This window comes from Burkholderia sp. Bp9012 (assembly GCF_003853825.1).
GTDB classification, from domain to species: Bacteria; Pseudomonadota; Gammaproteobacteria; order Burkholderiales; family Burkholderiaceae; genus Burkholderia; species Burkholderia diffusa.
Genome location: NZ_QTQA01000020.1, coordinates 20,965 through 36,156, shown reverse-complemented (window position 1 = coordinate 36,156; position 15,192 = coordinate 20,965). Strand labels below are relative to the sequence as shown.

17 protein-coding genes are annotated in these 15,192 nt (G+C 67.6%); 16 read left to right on the top strand and 1 reads right to left on the bottom strand.

The features are described 5' to 3' along the window. The first annotated feature begins 87 nt into the window (after nucleotides 1-87). A complete protein-coding gene (locus DIE11_RS25065; protein ID WP_124627864.1) occupies nucleotides 88-1,650 on the top strand; it encodes a DHA2 family efflux MFS transporter permease subunit in 1,563 nt (520 codons plus the stop codon). A gap of 52 nt (nucleotides 1,651-1,702) precedes the next feature. On the opposite strand, the gene DIE11_RS25060 is transcribed toward DIE11_RS25065, so the two are convergent. After that, a complete protein-coding gene (locus DIE11_RS25060; protein ID WP_059531322.1) occupies nucleotides 1,703-2,629 on the bottom strand; it encodes a LysR family transcriptional regulator in 927 nt (308 codons plus the stop codon). Nucleotides 2,630-2,768: 139 nt separating this feature from the next. Between DIE11_RS25060 and DIE11_RS25055 the strand changes: the two genes are divergently transcribed. From DIE11_RS25055 to DIE11_RS24985, 15 genes are all read left to right on the top strand, one after another. Then, entirely contained in the window at nucleotides 2,769-3,245 is a 477-nt protein-coding gene (locus tag DIE11_RS25055; protein ID WP_059602183.1) for a CidA/LrgA family protein, read from the top strand. Between the two features lie 13 nt (nucleotides 3,246-3,258). Then, nucleotides 3,259-3,981: an LrgB family protein gene (locus DIE11_RS25050; protein WP_059531328.1), complete on the top strand. Its 723-nt coding sequence runs from the start codon at nucleotides 3,259-3,261 to the stop codon at nucleotides 3,979-3,981. A 179-nt stretch (nucleotides 3,982-4,160) separates the two neighbouring features. Beyond that, the gene (gene fliL, locus DIE11_RS25045; RefSeq protein ID WP_059602185.1) at nucleotides 4,161-4,697 is read left to right on the top strand and encodes a flagellar basal body-associated protein FliL; all 537 of its coding nucleotides are present in this window, start codon (nucleotides 4,161-4,163) and stop codon (nucleotides 4,695-4,697) included. 22 nt (nucleotides 4,698-4,719) lie between these two features. Next, entirely contained in the window at nucleotides 4,720-5,718 is a 999-nt protein-coding gene (fliM, locus tag DIE11_RS25040) for a flagellar motor switch protein FliM (RefSeq protein WP_059465946.1), read from the top strand. Beyond that, nucleotides 5,711-6,202: a flagellar motor switch protein FliN gene (fliN, locus tag DIE11_RS25035; RefSeq protein WP_124627861.1), complete on the top strand. Its 492-nt coding sequence runs from the start codon at nucleotides 5,711-5,713 to the stop codon at nucleotides 6,200-6,202. Before fliM ends, fliN begins: the two co-directional genes overlap by 8 nt. Next, nucleotides 6,199-6,768 (top strand): flagellar biosynthetic protein FliO, encoded by a 570-nt coding sequence (fliO, locus tag DIE11_RS25030; RefSeq protein WP_409364582.1) that lies wholly within the window; start codon nucleotides 6,199-6,201, stop codon nucleotides 6,766-6,768. The genes fliN and fliO overlap by 4 nt, the downstream gene beginning before the upstream one ends. Before the next feature lie 36 nt (nucleotides 6,769-6,804). Beyond that, a complete protein-coding gene (gene fliP / locus DIE11_RS25025; RefSeq protein ID WP_124627857.1) occupies nucleotides 6,805-7,566 on the top strand; it encodes a flagellar type III secretion system pore protein FliP in 762 nt (253 codons plus the stop codon). A gap of 16 nt (nucleotides 7,567-7,582) precedes the next feature. Further along, nucleotides 7,583-7,855 (top strand): flagellar biosynthesis protein FliQ, encoded by a 273-nt coding sequence (gene fliQ / locus DIE11_RS25020; RefSeq protein WP_006750427.1) that lies wholly within the window; start codon nucleotides 7,583-7,585, stop codon nucleotides 7,853-7,855. Nucleotides 7,856-7,883: 28 nt separating this feature from the next. Continuing rightward, nucleotides 7,884-8,666, top strand: a complete 783-nt coding sequence (gene fliR, locus DIE11_RS25015; protein ID WP_124627855.1) for a flagellar biosynthetic protein FliR — start codon at nucleotides 7,884-7,886, stop codon at nucleotides 8,664-8,666. Nucleotides 8,667-8,831: 165 nt separating this feature from the next. Continuing rightward, entirely contained in the window at nucleotides 8,832-9,836 is a 1,005-nt protein-coding gene (locus DIE11_RS25010) for an ABC transporter substrate-binding protein (protein WP_124627853.1), read from the top strand. A 121-nt stretch (nucleotides 9,837-9,957) separates the two neighbouring features. Next, entirely contained in the window at nucleotides 9,958-10,755 is a 798-nt protein-coding gene (locus DIE11_RS25005) for an ABC transporter ATP-binding protein (protein WP_027788757.1), read from the top strand. A 24-nt stretch (nucleotides 10,756-10,779) separates the two neighbouring features. Further along, on the top strand, nucleotides 10,780-11,637 hold the full coding sequence (locus DIE11_RS25000) for an ABC transporter permease (protein WP_108064675.1): 858 nt from the start codon (nucleotides 10,780-10,782) through the stop codon (nucleotides 11,635-11,637). A 73-nt stretch (nucleotides 11,638-11,710) separates the two neighbouring features. After that, entirely contained in the window at nucleotides 11,711-13,078 is a 1,368-nt protein-coding gene (locus DIE11_RS24995; protein WP_124627851.1) for a sensor histidine kinase, read from the top strand. A gap of 12 nt (nucleotides 13,079-13,090) precedes the next feature. After that, nucleotides 13,091-13,768 (top strand): response regulator, encoded by a 678-nt coding sequence (locus DIE11_RS24990; RefSeq protein WP_059602202.1) that lies wholly within the window; start codon nucleotides 13,091-13,093, stop codon nucleotides 13,766-13,768. A gap of 271 nt (nucleotides 13,769-14,039) precedes the next feature. Continuing rightward, nucleotides 14,040-15,170 (top strand): porin, encoded by a 1,131-nt coding sequence (locus DIE11_RS24985; RefSeq protein WP_124627849.1) that lies wholly within the window; start codon nucleotides 14,040-14,042, stop codon nucleotides 15,168-15,170. Nucleotides 15,171-15,192: the final 22 nt, after the last annotated feature.

Below are 15,192 nucleotides of genomic sequence, written 5' to 3'. Positions count from 1 at the left end.
CACCTGTTCCAACCAGCCGGGCCGCGCGGTATCGTGCGCCCGTGCGCTGTGCCGGCGCGTTGCGCGCGCCGCGTCTAGGAGATTCCGATGTCCGCCACCACGGCATCCGCCGCGCCCCGTGCCGCCGAACCCGCGCCGCTGACCGGCGGCGCGCTCGCGCTCCTCACCGTCGGGCTCGCGCTCGGCACCTTCATGGAAGTGCTCGACACGTCGATCGCGAACGTCGCGGTGCCGACCATCTCGGGCAGCCTCGGCGTCGCGACGAGCGAAGGCACGTGGGTGATCTCGTCGTATTCGGTCGCGTCCGCGATCGCGGTGCCGCTGACCGGCTGGCTCGCGCGGCGGGTCGGCGAAGTGCGCCTGTTCACGCTGTCGGTGCTCGCGTTCACGATCGCGTCGGCGCTGTGCGGCCTCGCGGAGAACTTCGAGACGCTGATCGCGTTCCGGCTGCTGCAGGGCCTCGTGTCGGGGCCGATGGTGCCGCTGTCGCAGACGATCCTGATGCGCACCTATCCGCCCGCGAAGCGCGGGCTCGCACTCGGGCTATGGGCGATGACGGTGATCGTCGCGCCAATCTTCGGCCCGTTGCTGGGCGGCTGGATCAGCGACAACTACACGTGGCCGTGGATCTTCTACATCAACCTGCCGATCGGGATCTTTTCGGCGGCCTGCGCGTACTTCCTGCTGCGCGGCCGCGAGACGAAGACGACGAAGCAGCGGATCGACGCGGTCGGCCTCGCGCTGCTCGTGATCGGCGTGTCGTGCCTGCAGATGATGCTCGACCTCGGCAAGGACCGCGACTGGTTCAACTCGACCTTCATCGTCGCGCTCGCGCTGATCGCGGTGGTATCGCTGGCGTTCATGCTCGTGTGGGAGGCGACCGAGAAGGAACCGGTGGTCGATCTGTCGCTGTTCAAGGACCGCAACTTCGCGCTCGGCGCGATGATCATCTCGTTCGGCTTCATGGCGTTCTTCGGCTCGGTCGTGATCTTCCCGCTGTGGCTGCAGACGGTGATGGGCTACACGGCCGGCAAGGCCGGCCTCGCGACCGCGCCGGTCGGGCTGCTCGCGCTCGTGTTGTCGCCGCTGATCGGGCGCAACATGCACCGGCTCGACCTGCGGATGGTCGCGAGCTTCGCGTTCATCGTGTTCGCCGGCGTGTCGGTCTGGAACTCGACGTTCACGCTCGACGTGCCGTTCAACCACGTGATCCTGCCGCGGCTCGTGCAGGGGATCGGCGTCGCATGCTTCTTCGTGCCGATGACGACCATCACGCTGTCGAGCATCCCCGACGAGCGGCTCGCGAGCGCGTCGGGGCTGTCGAACTTCCTGCGTACGCTGTCCGGCGCGATCGGCACCGCGGCCAGCTCGACGTTCTGGGAGAACGACGCGATCTACCATCACGCGCGGCTGTCGGAATCGGTGAGCATCTATGCGCAAAACACGACCGACTACCAGGGCGCGCTCGCGCAGCTCGGGATCGTCGGCCAGACGGCCAACGCGCAGCTCAACCAGCTCGTCACGCAGCAAGGCTTCATGATGGCGACCAACGACTTCTTCCACCTGTCGGCGGGGGTGTTCATCGCGCTCGCGGCGCTCGTGTGGATCACGAAGCCGAAGAAGGGCGCGGGACCGGCGATGGGGCACTGAACGCGCGGGGGGCCGCGTCGGCCCCTCCCCCCGTTCCCCTTCCGTCGCGGCCTCACTCCCGCGCCAGCAATCCGCCGAAGGCCAGATCGTCGCCCGACGCGATCGGCAGCGTCGCCCGCGCGACCTCGAGCCATGCACGCGCCGCGTGCGACAGATAACCCTTCTTCAGCCAGCCGAGCGCGATCGCCCACGTGATTTCCGGCTCGACGATCGGCCGGCACGTGAACTGCCGCGCGTCGAGCCGCCGGCAGTACGGCTCCGGCAACAGCGCGATGCCGACGCCCGCGTGCACGAGGGCCGCCATGAAATCCCAGTGTCCGCTGCGGCTCACGATCGACGGCGTGAAGCCGGCCTGGCGGCACGCGTCGAGCACCGCATCGTGCAGCGCGAGGCTCTCCGCGTAGAACACGAACGACTCGCGCGCGAGATCGGCGAGCGGCACGGCCTTGTGGTCCTCCCAGCGCGACTCGCGCGGCGCGACGAGCCATAGCGGCGCGCGCACCATCGGCAACCGCTCGAACGTGGCGGGATCGACCGGCTCCAGCAGCCCGCCGAGCTCGAGCTCGCCCGACATCAGCGCGGCCTCGATCATCCGCGCGCCCTGCTCGAACAGCTTCAGCTCGATGTTCGGATAACGCTGCTTGTACGCGGCGATGATCGGCGTGAACAGCGACCCGCCGAGCGGCGGAATGCCGATCGTCAGTTCGCCGCGCCCGAGCGTGCCGAGATCCTTCAGCTCCGACTGCAGCTGCGCCTGCGCGGCGAGCACATCCTGGCCGCGCTGGAACACGATCCGCCCGGCGTCGGTCAGCACCATCTGCCGGCCGTCGCGCAGCAGCAGCGGCGATCCGATCTCGTCCTCGAGCGCCTTCACCATCTTGCTGATGGTCGGCTGCGTGACGAATAGCCGATCGGCGGCCGCCGTAAAACTCTGCTGACGGACCACCTCGACGAAGTACCGCAGCGCGCGCAATTCCATCGATCACTCCCCAGATTGGTGCAGCGAACACAACTGAATTCCGAATTGGAATGACAAGGATAGAGACAAGTCATTTTATTTATGGTTAGGGGAAACCCTATACTCACACCATCGACGAAATACCTGTATGGAGCCCGCCATGAACAAGCCGATCGCTACTGCCGCCGCCCGCCCTGCCGCTTCGGGCAACGTTGCGCGTACGGGCCGGATCGTGCTTCAGGCCGCCGCGCTTGGCGTGCTGTGGATGGCCGTCGACTGGACCGTGCGTGCGGTCGGGCTGCCGGTGCCGTCCGGCGTGATCGGCCTCGCGGTGCTGCTCGCGCTGCTGTTCTCGGGCCGCGTCGCGCCCGCGTGGGTCAAGGACGGCGCGAACTGGCTGCTGTCCGACATGCTGCTCTTCTTCGTGCCGGCCGCCGTCGCGGCCGTCCAGTACGGCGGTCTGTTCCGCGAGGACGGCTGGCGTATCGCGCTGGTCATGCTCGCCGGCACCGCATTCGTGATGGTCGCGGTGGCAGTGGCGGTCGACCTCGCCGCGAAGCTCGAACGCCGGCTTGCCGCGCAGCGCGTGTTCGCCGAGCGCCGCCGCGCGCGCCTCGCCGCCGTGACCGCCCACTGAGCCGGAGCCCGGGATGCCTGCGCTGCTGTCGAACCTGTCCGCCGACCAGGTGAATACCGCGATCTCCGTCGGCTGCTTCGTGCTGACGGTCGTCCTGTATTTTGTGTCGAAGCGGCTCTACGCGTACAGGAAGACGCTGCTGTTCTCGCCGCTCGTGTTCGTGCCTGGCGTGCTGGTGCTGCTGGTCCTGCTGACCGGCATCCCGTACTCGGTCTACTTCCGCGACACGCGCTGGCTGATGTGGCTGCTCGGCCCGGCAACGATCGCGTTCGCGGTGCCGATCTACGAGTACCGCGACCTGATCCGCCGCCACTGGCTGTCGCTGTCGGTCGGCGTCGCGGTCGGGATCGGCGCGGGCGTATGCGGGTCGCTGCTGCTCGCGAAGCTGCTGCACCTGTCGCCCGAGCTGCAGCGCTCGCTGATGACGCGCTCGGTCTCGACCCCGTTCGCGCTCGCCGTATCCGACAAGATCCATGCACCGAAGGACCTCACCGCCCTCTTCGTGATCGCGACCGGCATCTGCGGGATGCTGCTCGGCGAAATCGTGCTCGCGCTGGTGCCGATGCGCACGCGGCTCGCGCGCGGCGCGCTGTTCGGCGCGGCCGCCCACGGCGTGGGCACCGCGAAGGCGCGCGAGATCGGCAGCGAGGAAGGCGTCGTGTCGAGCCTCACCATGATGATCGCGGGCGTCGCGATGGTGCTGATCGCGCCGCTCTTGTCGCTGTTGCCGATCTGACGATGCGCGGGCGGGCGCCGCTGTCAGCCCGCTCCGCCTCGCTGCCCCGGCGCCCGCCGGCCGCGCCTCGCCCCGCCGTTCCCGCCCTGCATCGAGCCGACACCCGGCCGACAATCGGCTGAGATAGCCGCAATTCCCCCCTCTTTTCCACCCATCGGGCTCGGCCCGGATGCCGAACAATGCATGCTACGAGACATCACGCACGCACTCACATGGCCTCCACGACCGCAAACCCGACCGCCGACAAGCCGGCTTCGTCCGGCAAGTTCAAGCGCATCGCGCTCATCGCCGTCATCGCGCTGGGCGCGGCCGCCGCCGCCGCGGGCGGCATGTACGTGTTCCTGAGCAAGGCAGGCGTCGGCCATGCGAGCGCGCCCGCCGAACCGGCGCCGCTTGCCGCGCCGGTGTTCTTCCCGCTCGACCCGCTGACCGTGAACCTGCAGTCGGACGACGGCGTGCAGCACTACCTGCGCGTCGGCCTGTCGCTGAAGCTCACCGACCCGAAGGCGCAGGAGCAGCTGACCGCGCGCATGCCGGAGATCCGCAGCCGGATCCTGCTCGCGCTGTCGAACAAGCATCCCGAGGATCTCGCGACGCCGGACGGCAAGCGTTCGCTCGCGACGGAACTGCGGGAGCTGATCGAACAGCCGACGCAGCCGGGCAACCAGCGCGCGAAGGTCGACGACGTGCTGTTCACCGAATTCGTCGTCCAATAACGCGGCCGGACAAGGAGCGCGCATGGGCCACCAGGAGTTCATGTCCCAGGAGGAGGTCGACGCCCTCCTCAAGGGCGTCACGGGCGAAACCGATTCAGTCGACGAGCAGCGCGACACGTCGGGCGTCCGCCCCTACAACATCGCGACGCAGGAGCGGATCGTCCGCGGCCGGATGCCCGGCCTCGAGATCATCAACGACCGCTTCGCGCGCCTCTTGCGGATCGGCATCTTCAACTTCATGCGGCGCACGGCGGAAATCTCCGTGAGCCAGGTGAAGGTGCAGAAGTACAGCGAGTTCACCCGCAACCTGCCGATTCCAACGAACCTGAACCTGGTGCACGTGAAGCCGCTGCGCGGCACGTCGCTGTTCGTGTTCGACCCGAACCTCGTGTTCTTCGTCGTCGACAACCTGTTCGGCGGCGACGGGCGCTTTCACACGCGCGTCGAGGGCCGCGACTTCACGGCCACCGAGCAGCGGATCATCGGCAAGCTGCTGAACCTGGTGTTCGAGCACTACACGACCGCGTGGAAGAGCGTGCGGCCGCTGCAGTTCGAATTCGTGCGCTCGGAGATGCATACGCAGTTCGCGAACGTCGCGACGCCGAACGAGATCGTGATCGTCACGCAGTTCTCGATCGAGTTCGGGCCGACGGGCGGCACGCTGCACATCTGCATGCCGTACTCGATGGTCGAGCCGATCCGCGACGTGCTCGCGTCGCCGATCCAGGGCGAGGCGCTCGAGGTCGACCGCCGCTGGGTGCGCGTGCTGTCGCAGCAGGTGCAGTCGGCCGAGGTCGAGCTGAGCGCGGATCTCGCCGAGATCCCGTCGACCTTCGAGAAGATCCTGAACCTGCGTGCGGGCGACGTGCTGCCGCTGGAGATCGAGGACACGATCACGGCGAAGGTCGATGGCGTGCCGGTGATGGAATGCGGCTACGGCATTTTCAATGGTCAATATGCGTTGCGCGTGCAGAAGATGATCAGCGCGGGCGACACGATGAAGGAAGGTGGATATGAGTGAGCTGAACCCGACGCCCGAACTCGACCCGCAGGCGCTCGCCGACGCGGCACTCGCCGAATCGGCCGCAGCCGTGCAGGCGGCGCCCGCCGCGGCGGACGAGGAATCGGGCCTGGACGACTGGGCCGCCGCGCTCGCCGAACAGAACCAGCAGCCGGTGCAGGCGGGCGCGACCGGCGCCGGCGTGTTCCAGCCGCTGTCGAAGGCCGCGGCCAGCTCGACGCACAACGACATCGAGATGATTCTCGACATCCCGGTCAAGATGACCGTGGAGCTCGGCCGCACGAAGATCGCGATCCGCAACCTGCTGCAGCTCGCGCAGGGTTCGGTCGTCGAACTCGACGGCCTCGCCGGCGAGCCGATGGACGTGCTCGTGAACGGCTGCCTGATCGCGCAGGGCGAGGTCGTGGTCGTCAACGACAAGTTCGGCATCCGGCTGACCGACATCATCACGCCGGCCGAACGCATCCGGAAGCTGAATCGGTGACCGTCATGAAGTCCGGCCGCGGCGTGCATCCTTGGCCGAGCCTGGCGGCGCTGGCCATCGTCGCGTCGTTCGTCTGCGCGCCGGCCGGCGCCGCCGACATGAACGCGGTGAACAACGCCGGCGCCATCGCGTCGAGCGTGACAGTCGGCTCGGCCGTGCCGTCGCTCGGCGTCGGCGCGGTGCTGCAGACGCTCGTCGGGCTCGCGGTCGTGATCGGCCTCGTGTTCGGCTGCGCGTGGCTCGCGCGCCGCTTCGGCTTCCAGCCCGCGCGGCGCGGCGGCCCGCTGAAGGTCGTGTCGAGCGTCGGGCTCGGCGCGAAGGAAAGCGCGACGATCGTCGAGATCGGCGATACCTGGCTCGTGCTCGGCGTCGCACCGGGCAACGTGCGGCTGCTGCATACGCTGCCGGCCGGCTCGGCGGCGGTAACAACGGCGCCGGCGCCGGCCGACGCCTCCGCCCAGGCCGTATCGGACGAACGCGGCCAGAGCGGCACGTTCGGCGCGCGGTTTCGCGACGCGCTCGCGGGCGAAGCCGCGAAGCGCTTCGGGCGCGGCAAGGACCGCTGACATGGCGTCGCGCCCTCTTTCCGTATTCGCATCTCGATGAAACACGAATTCCTGCGTCACGCGGCGCGCTTCGCGCCCGTGCTGATCCTCGGCTTCGCCCCCGCGCTCGCATGCGCGCAGGCGGCCGGCCTGCCCGCGTTCAACACGAGCCCGGGCCCGAACGGCGGCACCACCTATTCGCTGAGCGTGCAGACGATGCTGCTGCTCACGATGCTGTCGTTCCTGCCGGCGATGCTGCTGATGATGACGAGCTTCACGCGCATCATCATCGTGCTGTCGCTGCTGCGCCAGGCGCTCGGCACCGCGACGACGCCGCCGAACCAGGTGCTGGTCGGCCTCGCGATGTTCCTCACCTTCTTCGTGATGTCGCCGGTGCTCGACCGCGCGTACGCCGACGGCTACAAGCCGTTCTCCGACGGCGCGATGCCGATGGAGCAGGCCGTGCAGCGTGGCGTCGCGCCGTTCAAGGGCTTCATGCTGAAGCAGACCCGCGAGACCGATCTCGCGCTGTTCGCGAAGATTTCGAAGGCCGCGCCGATGCAGGGCCCGGAAGACGTGCCGCTGTCGCTGCTGGTCCCCGCGTTCGTCACGAGCGAGCTGAAGACCGGCTTCCAGATCGGCTTCACGATCTTCATCCCGTTCCTGATCATCGACATGGTCGTCGCGAGCGTGCTGATGTCGATGGGGATGATGATGGTGTCGCCGTCCACCGTGTCGCTGCCGTTCAAGCTGATGCTGTTCGTGCTCGTCGACGGCTGGCAGCTCCTGATCGGCTCGCTCGCGCAGAGCTTCACGTAAGCGGAGGAAGCGCGCGATGACGCCCGAACAAGTGATGACGCTGGCGCACCAGGCGATGATGGTCGGCCTGCTGCTGGCTGCCCCGCTGCTGCTGGTCGCGCTCGCGGTCGGCCTCGTCGTGAGCCTGTTCCAGGCCGCGACGCAGATCAACGAATCGACGCTGTCGTTCATCCCGAAGCTGCTCGCGGTGGCCGCGACGCTCGTGATCGCCGGCCCGTGGATGCTGACGACGATGCTCGACTACCTGCGGCAGACGCTGCTGCACGTCGCGACGCTCGGCGCCGGCTGAGCCGCGCGCCCGGCTCCTTTACCCCGCGATGTTCTCGGTCACCTACGCGCAGCTCAACGGATGGCTGACGGCTTTCCTGTGGCCGTTCGTGCGGATGCTCGCGCTCGTCGCGACGGCGCCCATGATCGGCCACGCGGCGGTGCCCGTGCGCGTGAAGATCGGCCTCGCCGCGTTCATGGCGCTGGTCGTCGCGCCGACCCTCGGCGCGATGCCGGCCGTCACCGTGTTCTCCGCGCAGGGCATCTGGATCGTCGTCACGCAGTTCCTGATCGGCGTGGCGATGGGCTTCACGATGCAGATCGTGTTCGCGGCCGTCGAGGCGGCCGGCGACTTCATCGGCCTGTCGATGGGACTCGGTTTCGCGACCTTCTTCGACCCGCATTCGAACGGCGCGACGCCGGCGATGGGCCGTTTCCTGAACGCGATCGCGATGCTCGCGTTCCTCGCGGTGGACGGCCACCTGCAGGTGTTCGCGGCGCTGGCCGCGTCGTTCCAGTCGCTGCCGGTGTCGGCCGACCTGCTGCACGCGCCCGGCTGGCGCACGGTCGCAGCATTCGGCGCGACCGTGTTCGAGATGGGGCTGCTGCTTGCGCTGCCGGTGGTCGCGGCGCTCCTGATCGCGAACCTCGCGCTCGGGATCCTGAACCGCGCGGCGCCGCAGATCGGCATCTTCCAGATCGGCTTTCCGGTCACGATGCTGGTCGGGCTGTTGCTCGTGCAACTGATGATTCCGAACCTCGTGCCGTTCGTGTCGCACCTGTTCGACATGGGGCTCGATGCGATGGGGCGGGTATTGCTCGGCTGGCGCTGAGCGCGTCCCGCCCCGTTTCCCGCCTGTTCCGGCCCTTCGTTGCTGGAAAACCCCTAAAGGAATCGCCAGCTCACGAAAGGTTGCGGAAGGTTTCGCCTCCCTATACTCGTCATGACGATGCAGCAAGCATCGCGCCATACGAATACAACGAAGGAGACGACCCCGATGCGACCCATCCTGCGCACCCTCGCCGTTGCAGCCAGCCTGAGCTGCGCGCTTGCCGCTCATCCCGCTTTCGCCGACGACGGCGGCAAGATCACGATCATGGTCGGCGGGATCGCGAAGCTGATCTACCTGCCCGCGCGGCTCACGCAGGAGCTCGGCAACTTCAAGGCCGAAGGGCTCGACGTCGAGCTGCTGTCGCAGCCGGCCGGCGTCGATGCCGAGAACGAGCTGCTGGCGGGCGCCGTGCAGGGCGTCGTCGGCTTCTACGACCATACGATCGACCTGCAGAGCAAAGGCAAGGAAGTGAAGGCGATCGCCGTGTTCGGCCAGGTGCCGGGCGAGGTCGAGATGGTGTCGACCAAGGCCGCCCCCACCTTCAAGTCGATGGCCGACGCGAAAGGCAAGACGCTCGGCGTAACCGGCCTCGGCTCGTCGACGAGCTTCCTCACGCAATACCTCGCGCTCGCGCACGGCGTGCCGTCGACGCAGTACACGATGCTGCCGGTCGGCGCCGATGCGAGCTTCATCGCCGCGATCAAGCAGGGCCGCATCGACGCCGGGATGACGACCGAGCCGACGGTGTCCGCGCTCGAGAAGATGGGCGACGCGAAGGTGCTCGTCGACATGCGCACCGTCGACGGCACGCGCGCCGCGCTCGGCGGCACCTATCCGGCCGCGAGCCTGTACGTGCAGTCGGCGTGGGCCGATTCGCACAAGGCCGAGGCCACCAAGCTCGCGCACGCATTCGCGAAGACGATGCAGTTCATCCACACGCACAGCGCGGAGGAGATCGCCGCAAAGATGCCGGCCGACTACCAGAAGGACAAGGCGCTGTACGTGTCCGCGCTGAAAGCGTCGCTGCCGATGTACACGGCCGACGCGAAGATGCCGGCCGACGGCCCGGCGACCGTGCTGAAGGTGCTCTCGGCATTCAACCCATCGGTGAAGGGCAAGCACATCGACCTGGCGCGCACCTACACCAACGATTTCGTGAACGCGAAGTAATCGATATCGGCACAGGCGCCGGCGGCGGCGATCCCGCCGTCGCGCGTTCCCCGTTCCGGCCCGGCTGACCGGCCCGGCGTCGCCACGATGCGGCGCCCTCCTCACCCGCAGGACGAATGCGATGAATCAGGCAGTTTCCCCGAGCACACCGGCGATCGAGTTTCGCAATGTGTCGTGCCGCTTCATTTCGCCGGAAGGCAAGGCCACCGTCGCGTTGCGCGACTTCAGCATGAGCGTCGCACGCGGCGAGTTCATCGCGATCGTCGGGCCGACCGGCTGCGGCAAGTCGACCACGCTGAACCTGATCACCGGCCTGCTCAAGCCGGCGTCGGGCGAGGTGCGCGTGATGGGCCGCCCGGTCGACGGGATCGACCCGCGCATCGGCTTCGTGTTCCAGGCCGACGCCGTGTTCCCGTGGCGCAACGTGATCGACAACGTCGCGGCGGGCCCGCTGTTTCGCGGGCGCTCGAAGGACGTCGCGTACGCGCAGGCCGAGGAATGGATCCGCAAGGTCGGCCTCGACAAGTTCACGAAACACTATCCGCATCAGCTCTCCGGCGGGATGCGCAAGCGCGTCGCGCTCGCGCAGACCTTCATCAACCAGCCGGAAATCCTGCTGATGGACGAGCCGTTCTCCGCGCTCGACATGCAGACGCGCACGCTGATGCAGGACGAACTTCTGCAGTTGTGGTCCGCGAACAAGGGCTCGGTCGTGTTCGTCACGCACGACCTCGAGGAGGCGATCGCGCTCGCCGACCGCGTGTTCGTGCTGACCGCGCGCCCCGCGACGCTCAAGCGCGTGTATGAGATCGACCTGCCGCGCCCGCGCGTCACGTCGGAGATTCGCTACGACACGCGCTTCATCGAAATTTCCAAGGACATCTGGCACGACCTGCGCGAAGAAGTGCAGATCGGCTGACAGCAGCAAGGACAGGACAGGAGCATGACCGACATGACGCTTCCCCCCACCGCCATTCCGGCAACGTCGCTCGAGGACGAGTCGCGCGCCGCTCAAACCCGGCTGCGTCGCCGCCGGCAACTGATCATCGGCCTGCGGATCGCCGTGCTCGTGCTCGTGCTGGGCGGCTGGGAACTCGCCGCGCGGCTCAAGTGGATCGATCCGTTCTTCTTCTCGCAGCCGACGCTGATCTTCGCGCAGCTCCAGGACTGGTTCGCGAACGGCACGTCGCAGGGGCCGCTGCTCACGCAGGTATGGGTCACGCTCGAGGAAACCGGCATCGGCTTCGTGATCGGTTCGGTCGCCGGTGTGATCTGCGGGATCGTGCTCGGCCGCAACAAGCTGATGGCCGACGTGTTCGGCCTCTACATCCAGATCGCAAACTCGATTCCCCGCGTCGTGCTCGGCTCGATCTTCGTGATCGCGCTCGGCCTCGGGATGGCGTCGAAGATCGCGCTGGCCGTCGTGATGGTGTTCTTCGTCGTGTTCGGCAACGCGTTCCAGGGCGTGCGCGAAGCCGACCGCTACCTGATCGCGAACGCGCAGATCCTCGGCGCGTCGCGCCGGCAGATCACCACGTCGGTCGTGATCCCGTCCGCGCTCTCGTGGATTCTCGCAAGCCTGCACGTGAGCTTCGGCTTCGCGCTGGTCGGTGCGGTCGTCGGCGAATTCCTGGGTTCCAAGCAGGGCATCGGCCTGCTAATCTCCACCGCCCAGGGCGCGTTCAACGCGAGCGGCGTGTTCGCGGCGATGATCGTGCTGGCCGTGGTCGCGCTGGCCGCCGACTACCTGCTGACCTGGCTCGAGAAACGCTTGCTCAAGTGGCGCCCCGCCGCGTTCTGAGCAGCGCACGCATCGGATGACACGCCAGAGCCGCGCCGGTTGCCCCGGCGCGGTTCGGCATTGAGGAGAAGGAATGGCGCACAGCCTGCGCGGGCGGCTCTTGTGGTGGCTGCTGCTGCCGCTCGCGGTGTTCGTGCTGATCGCGGGCGCGATGTCGTACGACACCGCGCGGACCACGGCCGGGCTCGTGCAGGACAGCGCGCTCGTCGCGTCCGCGCGCACGATCGGCGAGGACGTCGAATGGCGCGACGGCTATCTGGCGGCCGACGTGCCGCCCGCCGCGCTGGAGATCTTCGAGTCGCCGTCGGCCGATTCGGTCTACTACAAGGTGGTCGACAGCCGCGAGCGCCTGCTCACCGGCAATCCGGCGCTCGCCCTGCCCGAACGGCACGGCATCGAGCCGACGCTGTACGACACGGCGCTCGACGGCGTGCCGCTGCGCGCAGTGGTCTACGACCGCCAGCTGTACAACGAGGGCAAGATCGAGACGGTCACGGTGGTCGTCGCGAAGACGACGCGCTCGTACGACGCGATGATCGCGACGATCTGGCGGCCGCAACTCGTGCGCCTGTCGCTGATGCTGGTGCTCGCGGTCGTGCTCGTCTATCTGGGCCTCACGCTCGAGCTGCGCCCGCTGATGAAGCTGAAGGACGACGTCGCCGACCGCGGGCCGATGGAACTGGAGCCGATTCGCCCGGAGCGGCTGCAGCACGAGCTGCGGCCGATCGTCGACGCGATCAACCAGTGCATCGCGCGGCTCAATACGCACACGGCCACGCAGCGCCGCTTCATCGCCGACGCCGCGCACCAGCTGCGTACGCCGATCGCCGTGCTCGACACGCAGATCCAGTACGCGCAGCAGCGCGAGCACAATGATGTGGAGCTCGCGTCGGTGCTCGACAGCATGCAGCGCAGCAGCCGCAAGATGGCCGATGTGACCGACAAGCTGCTGCTGCTCGCGCACGCGGAAGCGACGCCGTCGACGCTGCTCACGCATCGCGTCGATCTCGCCGCCGTCGTGTCGAGCGTGCTGGAGGAAACGATCGTGCTCGCGCAGCGGCGCGACATCGATCTCGGCGCCGATCTCGGCGAACGGCTCGACGTCGCGGGCAGCGACAGCCTACTGACCGCGCTGGTGATGAACCTTGTCGACAACGCGGTGCGCTATACGCAACCGGGCGGCTGCGTGACGGTCGCCGCGCGGCGCGACGGCGACGCCGTCGTGCTCGACGTGGTCGACAACGGCCCCGGCATTCCGGCCGAAGCGCGACCGCACGTGTTCAAGCGGTTCTACCGCGTGTCGGCCGACACCGAAGGCTCGGGCCTGGGCCTCGCGATCGTCCGCGAGATCGCGCAGGCGCATGGCGGCAGCGCGTCGCTCGCGCCGGGGCCCGGCAATCGCGGTATCGTCGTGACCGTGCGGCTGCCCGCATACGCCTGAAGAGAAGTCGCCATGAAACTCCTGCTGGTCGAAGACAACGCCGAACTCGCGCACTGGATCGTGAACCTGCTGCGCGGCGAGGATTTCGCGGTCGACTGCGTCGGCGACGGCGAGCGCGCGGACACGGTATTGAAGACCGAACGCTACGACGCGGTGCTGCTCGACATGCGGCTGCCGGGCATCAGCGGCAAGGAAGTGCTCGCGCGATTGCGGCGCCGCAACGACAACGTGCCGGTGCTGATGCTGACCGCGCACGGCTCGGTCGACGACAAGGTCGACTGCTTCGGCGCGGGCGCCGACGACTACGTGGTCAAGCCGTTCGAGTCGCGCGAGCTGGTCGCGCGGATCCGCGCGCTGATCCGCCGGCAGGCGGGCGTCGGCACGACGCAGCTTGTGTGCGGCGATCTCGTCTACGCGTTCGGCACGCGCGAATTCCGTTGCGGGGGCGCGGTGCTCGCGCTGCGTCGCCGCGAGCATGCGATTCTCGAGACGCTGATGCTGCAGCAGAACAAGACGGTGTCGAAGGTGCGGCTGATGGACAGCGTGTTCGCGCTCGACGACGAACCGAGCGCGGATGCGATCGACATCTACATCCACCGGCTGCGCAAGCATCTCGCGGGCAGCACGGCCGAGATCATCACGCTGCGCGGGCTCGGCTACATCCTGCGCGAGAAGAACGCGCAGGACTGACGGGCCTGCCTCCAGGTTCGATTCGTAGCACGTAACGTGTCGGCAGCCGCTGGCTGCCGGCCAGGCTCGCGTTCGCCCGCCTGCCCGATTCACGATTATTGCGCGTTCGGTGTTTTCACCGATCCGATTCTTTCCTCCGGGAAAGCGGCGTGAAGGATTGCACCCTCTACGATGCTACACGCCGGCCCCCTCGCTGTGGCCGGCAACAACCGGCATACATTACGTACTGCCAACGAACAGATTTCAATGCGGCAGCTCGGAGGAGACGATCTTGAAACGAAAAACCCTTGCCCTTTCCATCGCGGCGGCAGGCCTGTGCGCCGGCACCCAGGCGCACGCGCAGTCGAGCGTGCAGCTCTACGGCCTGATGGACCTGAGCTTTCCGACCTATCGTACCCACGCCGACGCGAACGGCAATCACGTAATCGGCATGGGCAACGAAGGCGAACCGTGGTTCAGCGGCAGCCGCTGGGGCCTGCGAGGCGCCGAGGACATCGGCGGCGGCACGAAGATCATCTTCCGCCTCGAAAGCGAATTCGTGGTCGCGAACGGCCAGATGGAAGACGAAGGCCAGATCTTCGACCGCGACGCGTGGGTTGGCGTCGAGGACGAGCGCTTGGGCAAGCTGACGGCCGGCTTCCAGAACACGATCGCACGCGACGCATCGGCGATCTACGGCGACGCGTACGGTTCCGCGAAGCTCACGACCGAGGAAGGCGGCTGGACCAACTCGAACAACTTCAAGCAGATGATCTTCTACGCGGCCGGCCCGACCGGCACGCGCTACAACAACGGCCTCGCGTGGAAGAAGCTGTTCAGCAACGGCATCTTCGCGAGCGCCGGCTACCAGTTCAGCAACTCGACCGCGTTCGCGACCGGCTCCGCGTACCAGGTCGCGCTCGGCTACAACGGTGGGCCGTTCGCCGTGTCGGGCTTCTACAACCACGTGAATCACGGCGGCTTCACGAACCAGACGTTCTCCGTCGGCGGCAACTACGCGTTCAGCATCGTGCGCCTGAATGCCGGCTACTTCCGCTACAACGGCGACCAAGGCTCGCTCGGCCAGCGGCACGACGATTCGTGGACCGTGTCGATGAAGATCGCGCCGAAGGGCCCGCTCGATTACGAGCTCGGCTACCAGCAGATGCGCGTCAAGAACGCCGCGTACAACTCGGACGGCTTCGTGCCGAACGCGAACCTCGGTGCGTTCAGCCTGACGAACGGCGTCGGCAACGGCTTCAAGGAGACGATCTACGGGTCGGTGTTCTATCACCTGAGCAAGCGCACCGAGCTGTACCTGGCCGGCGACTACATGAAGCTGCATGGCGGCTACACGGTGTCGTCGACGTTCGGCGCGAAGAACCAGCTCGAACTGACCTCGGGCATCCGCACGCGTTTCTGACCCCGCGGCCGGGGCGCGCCCC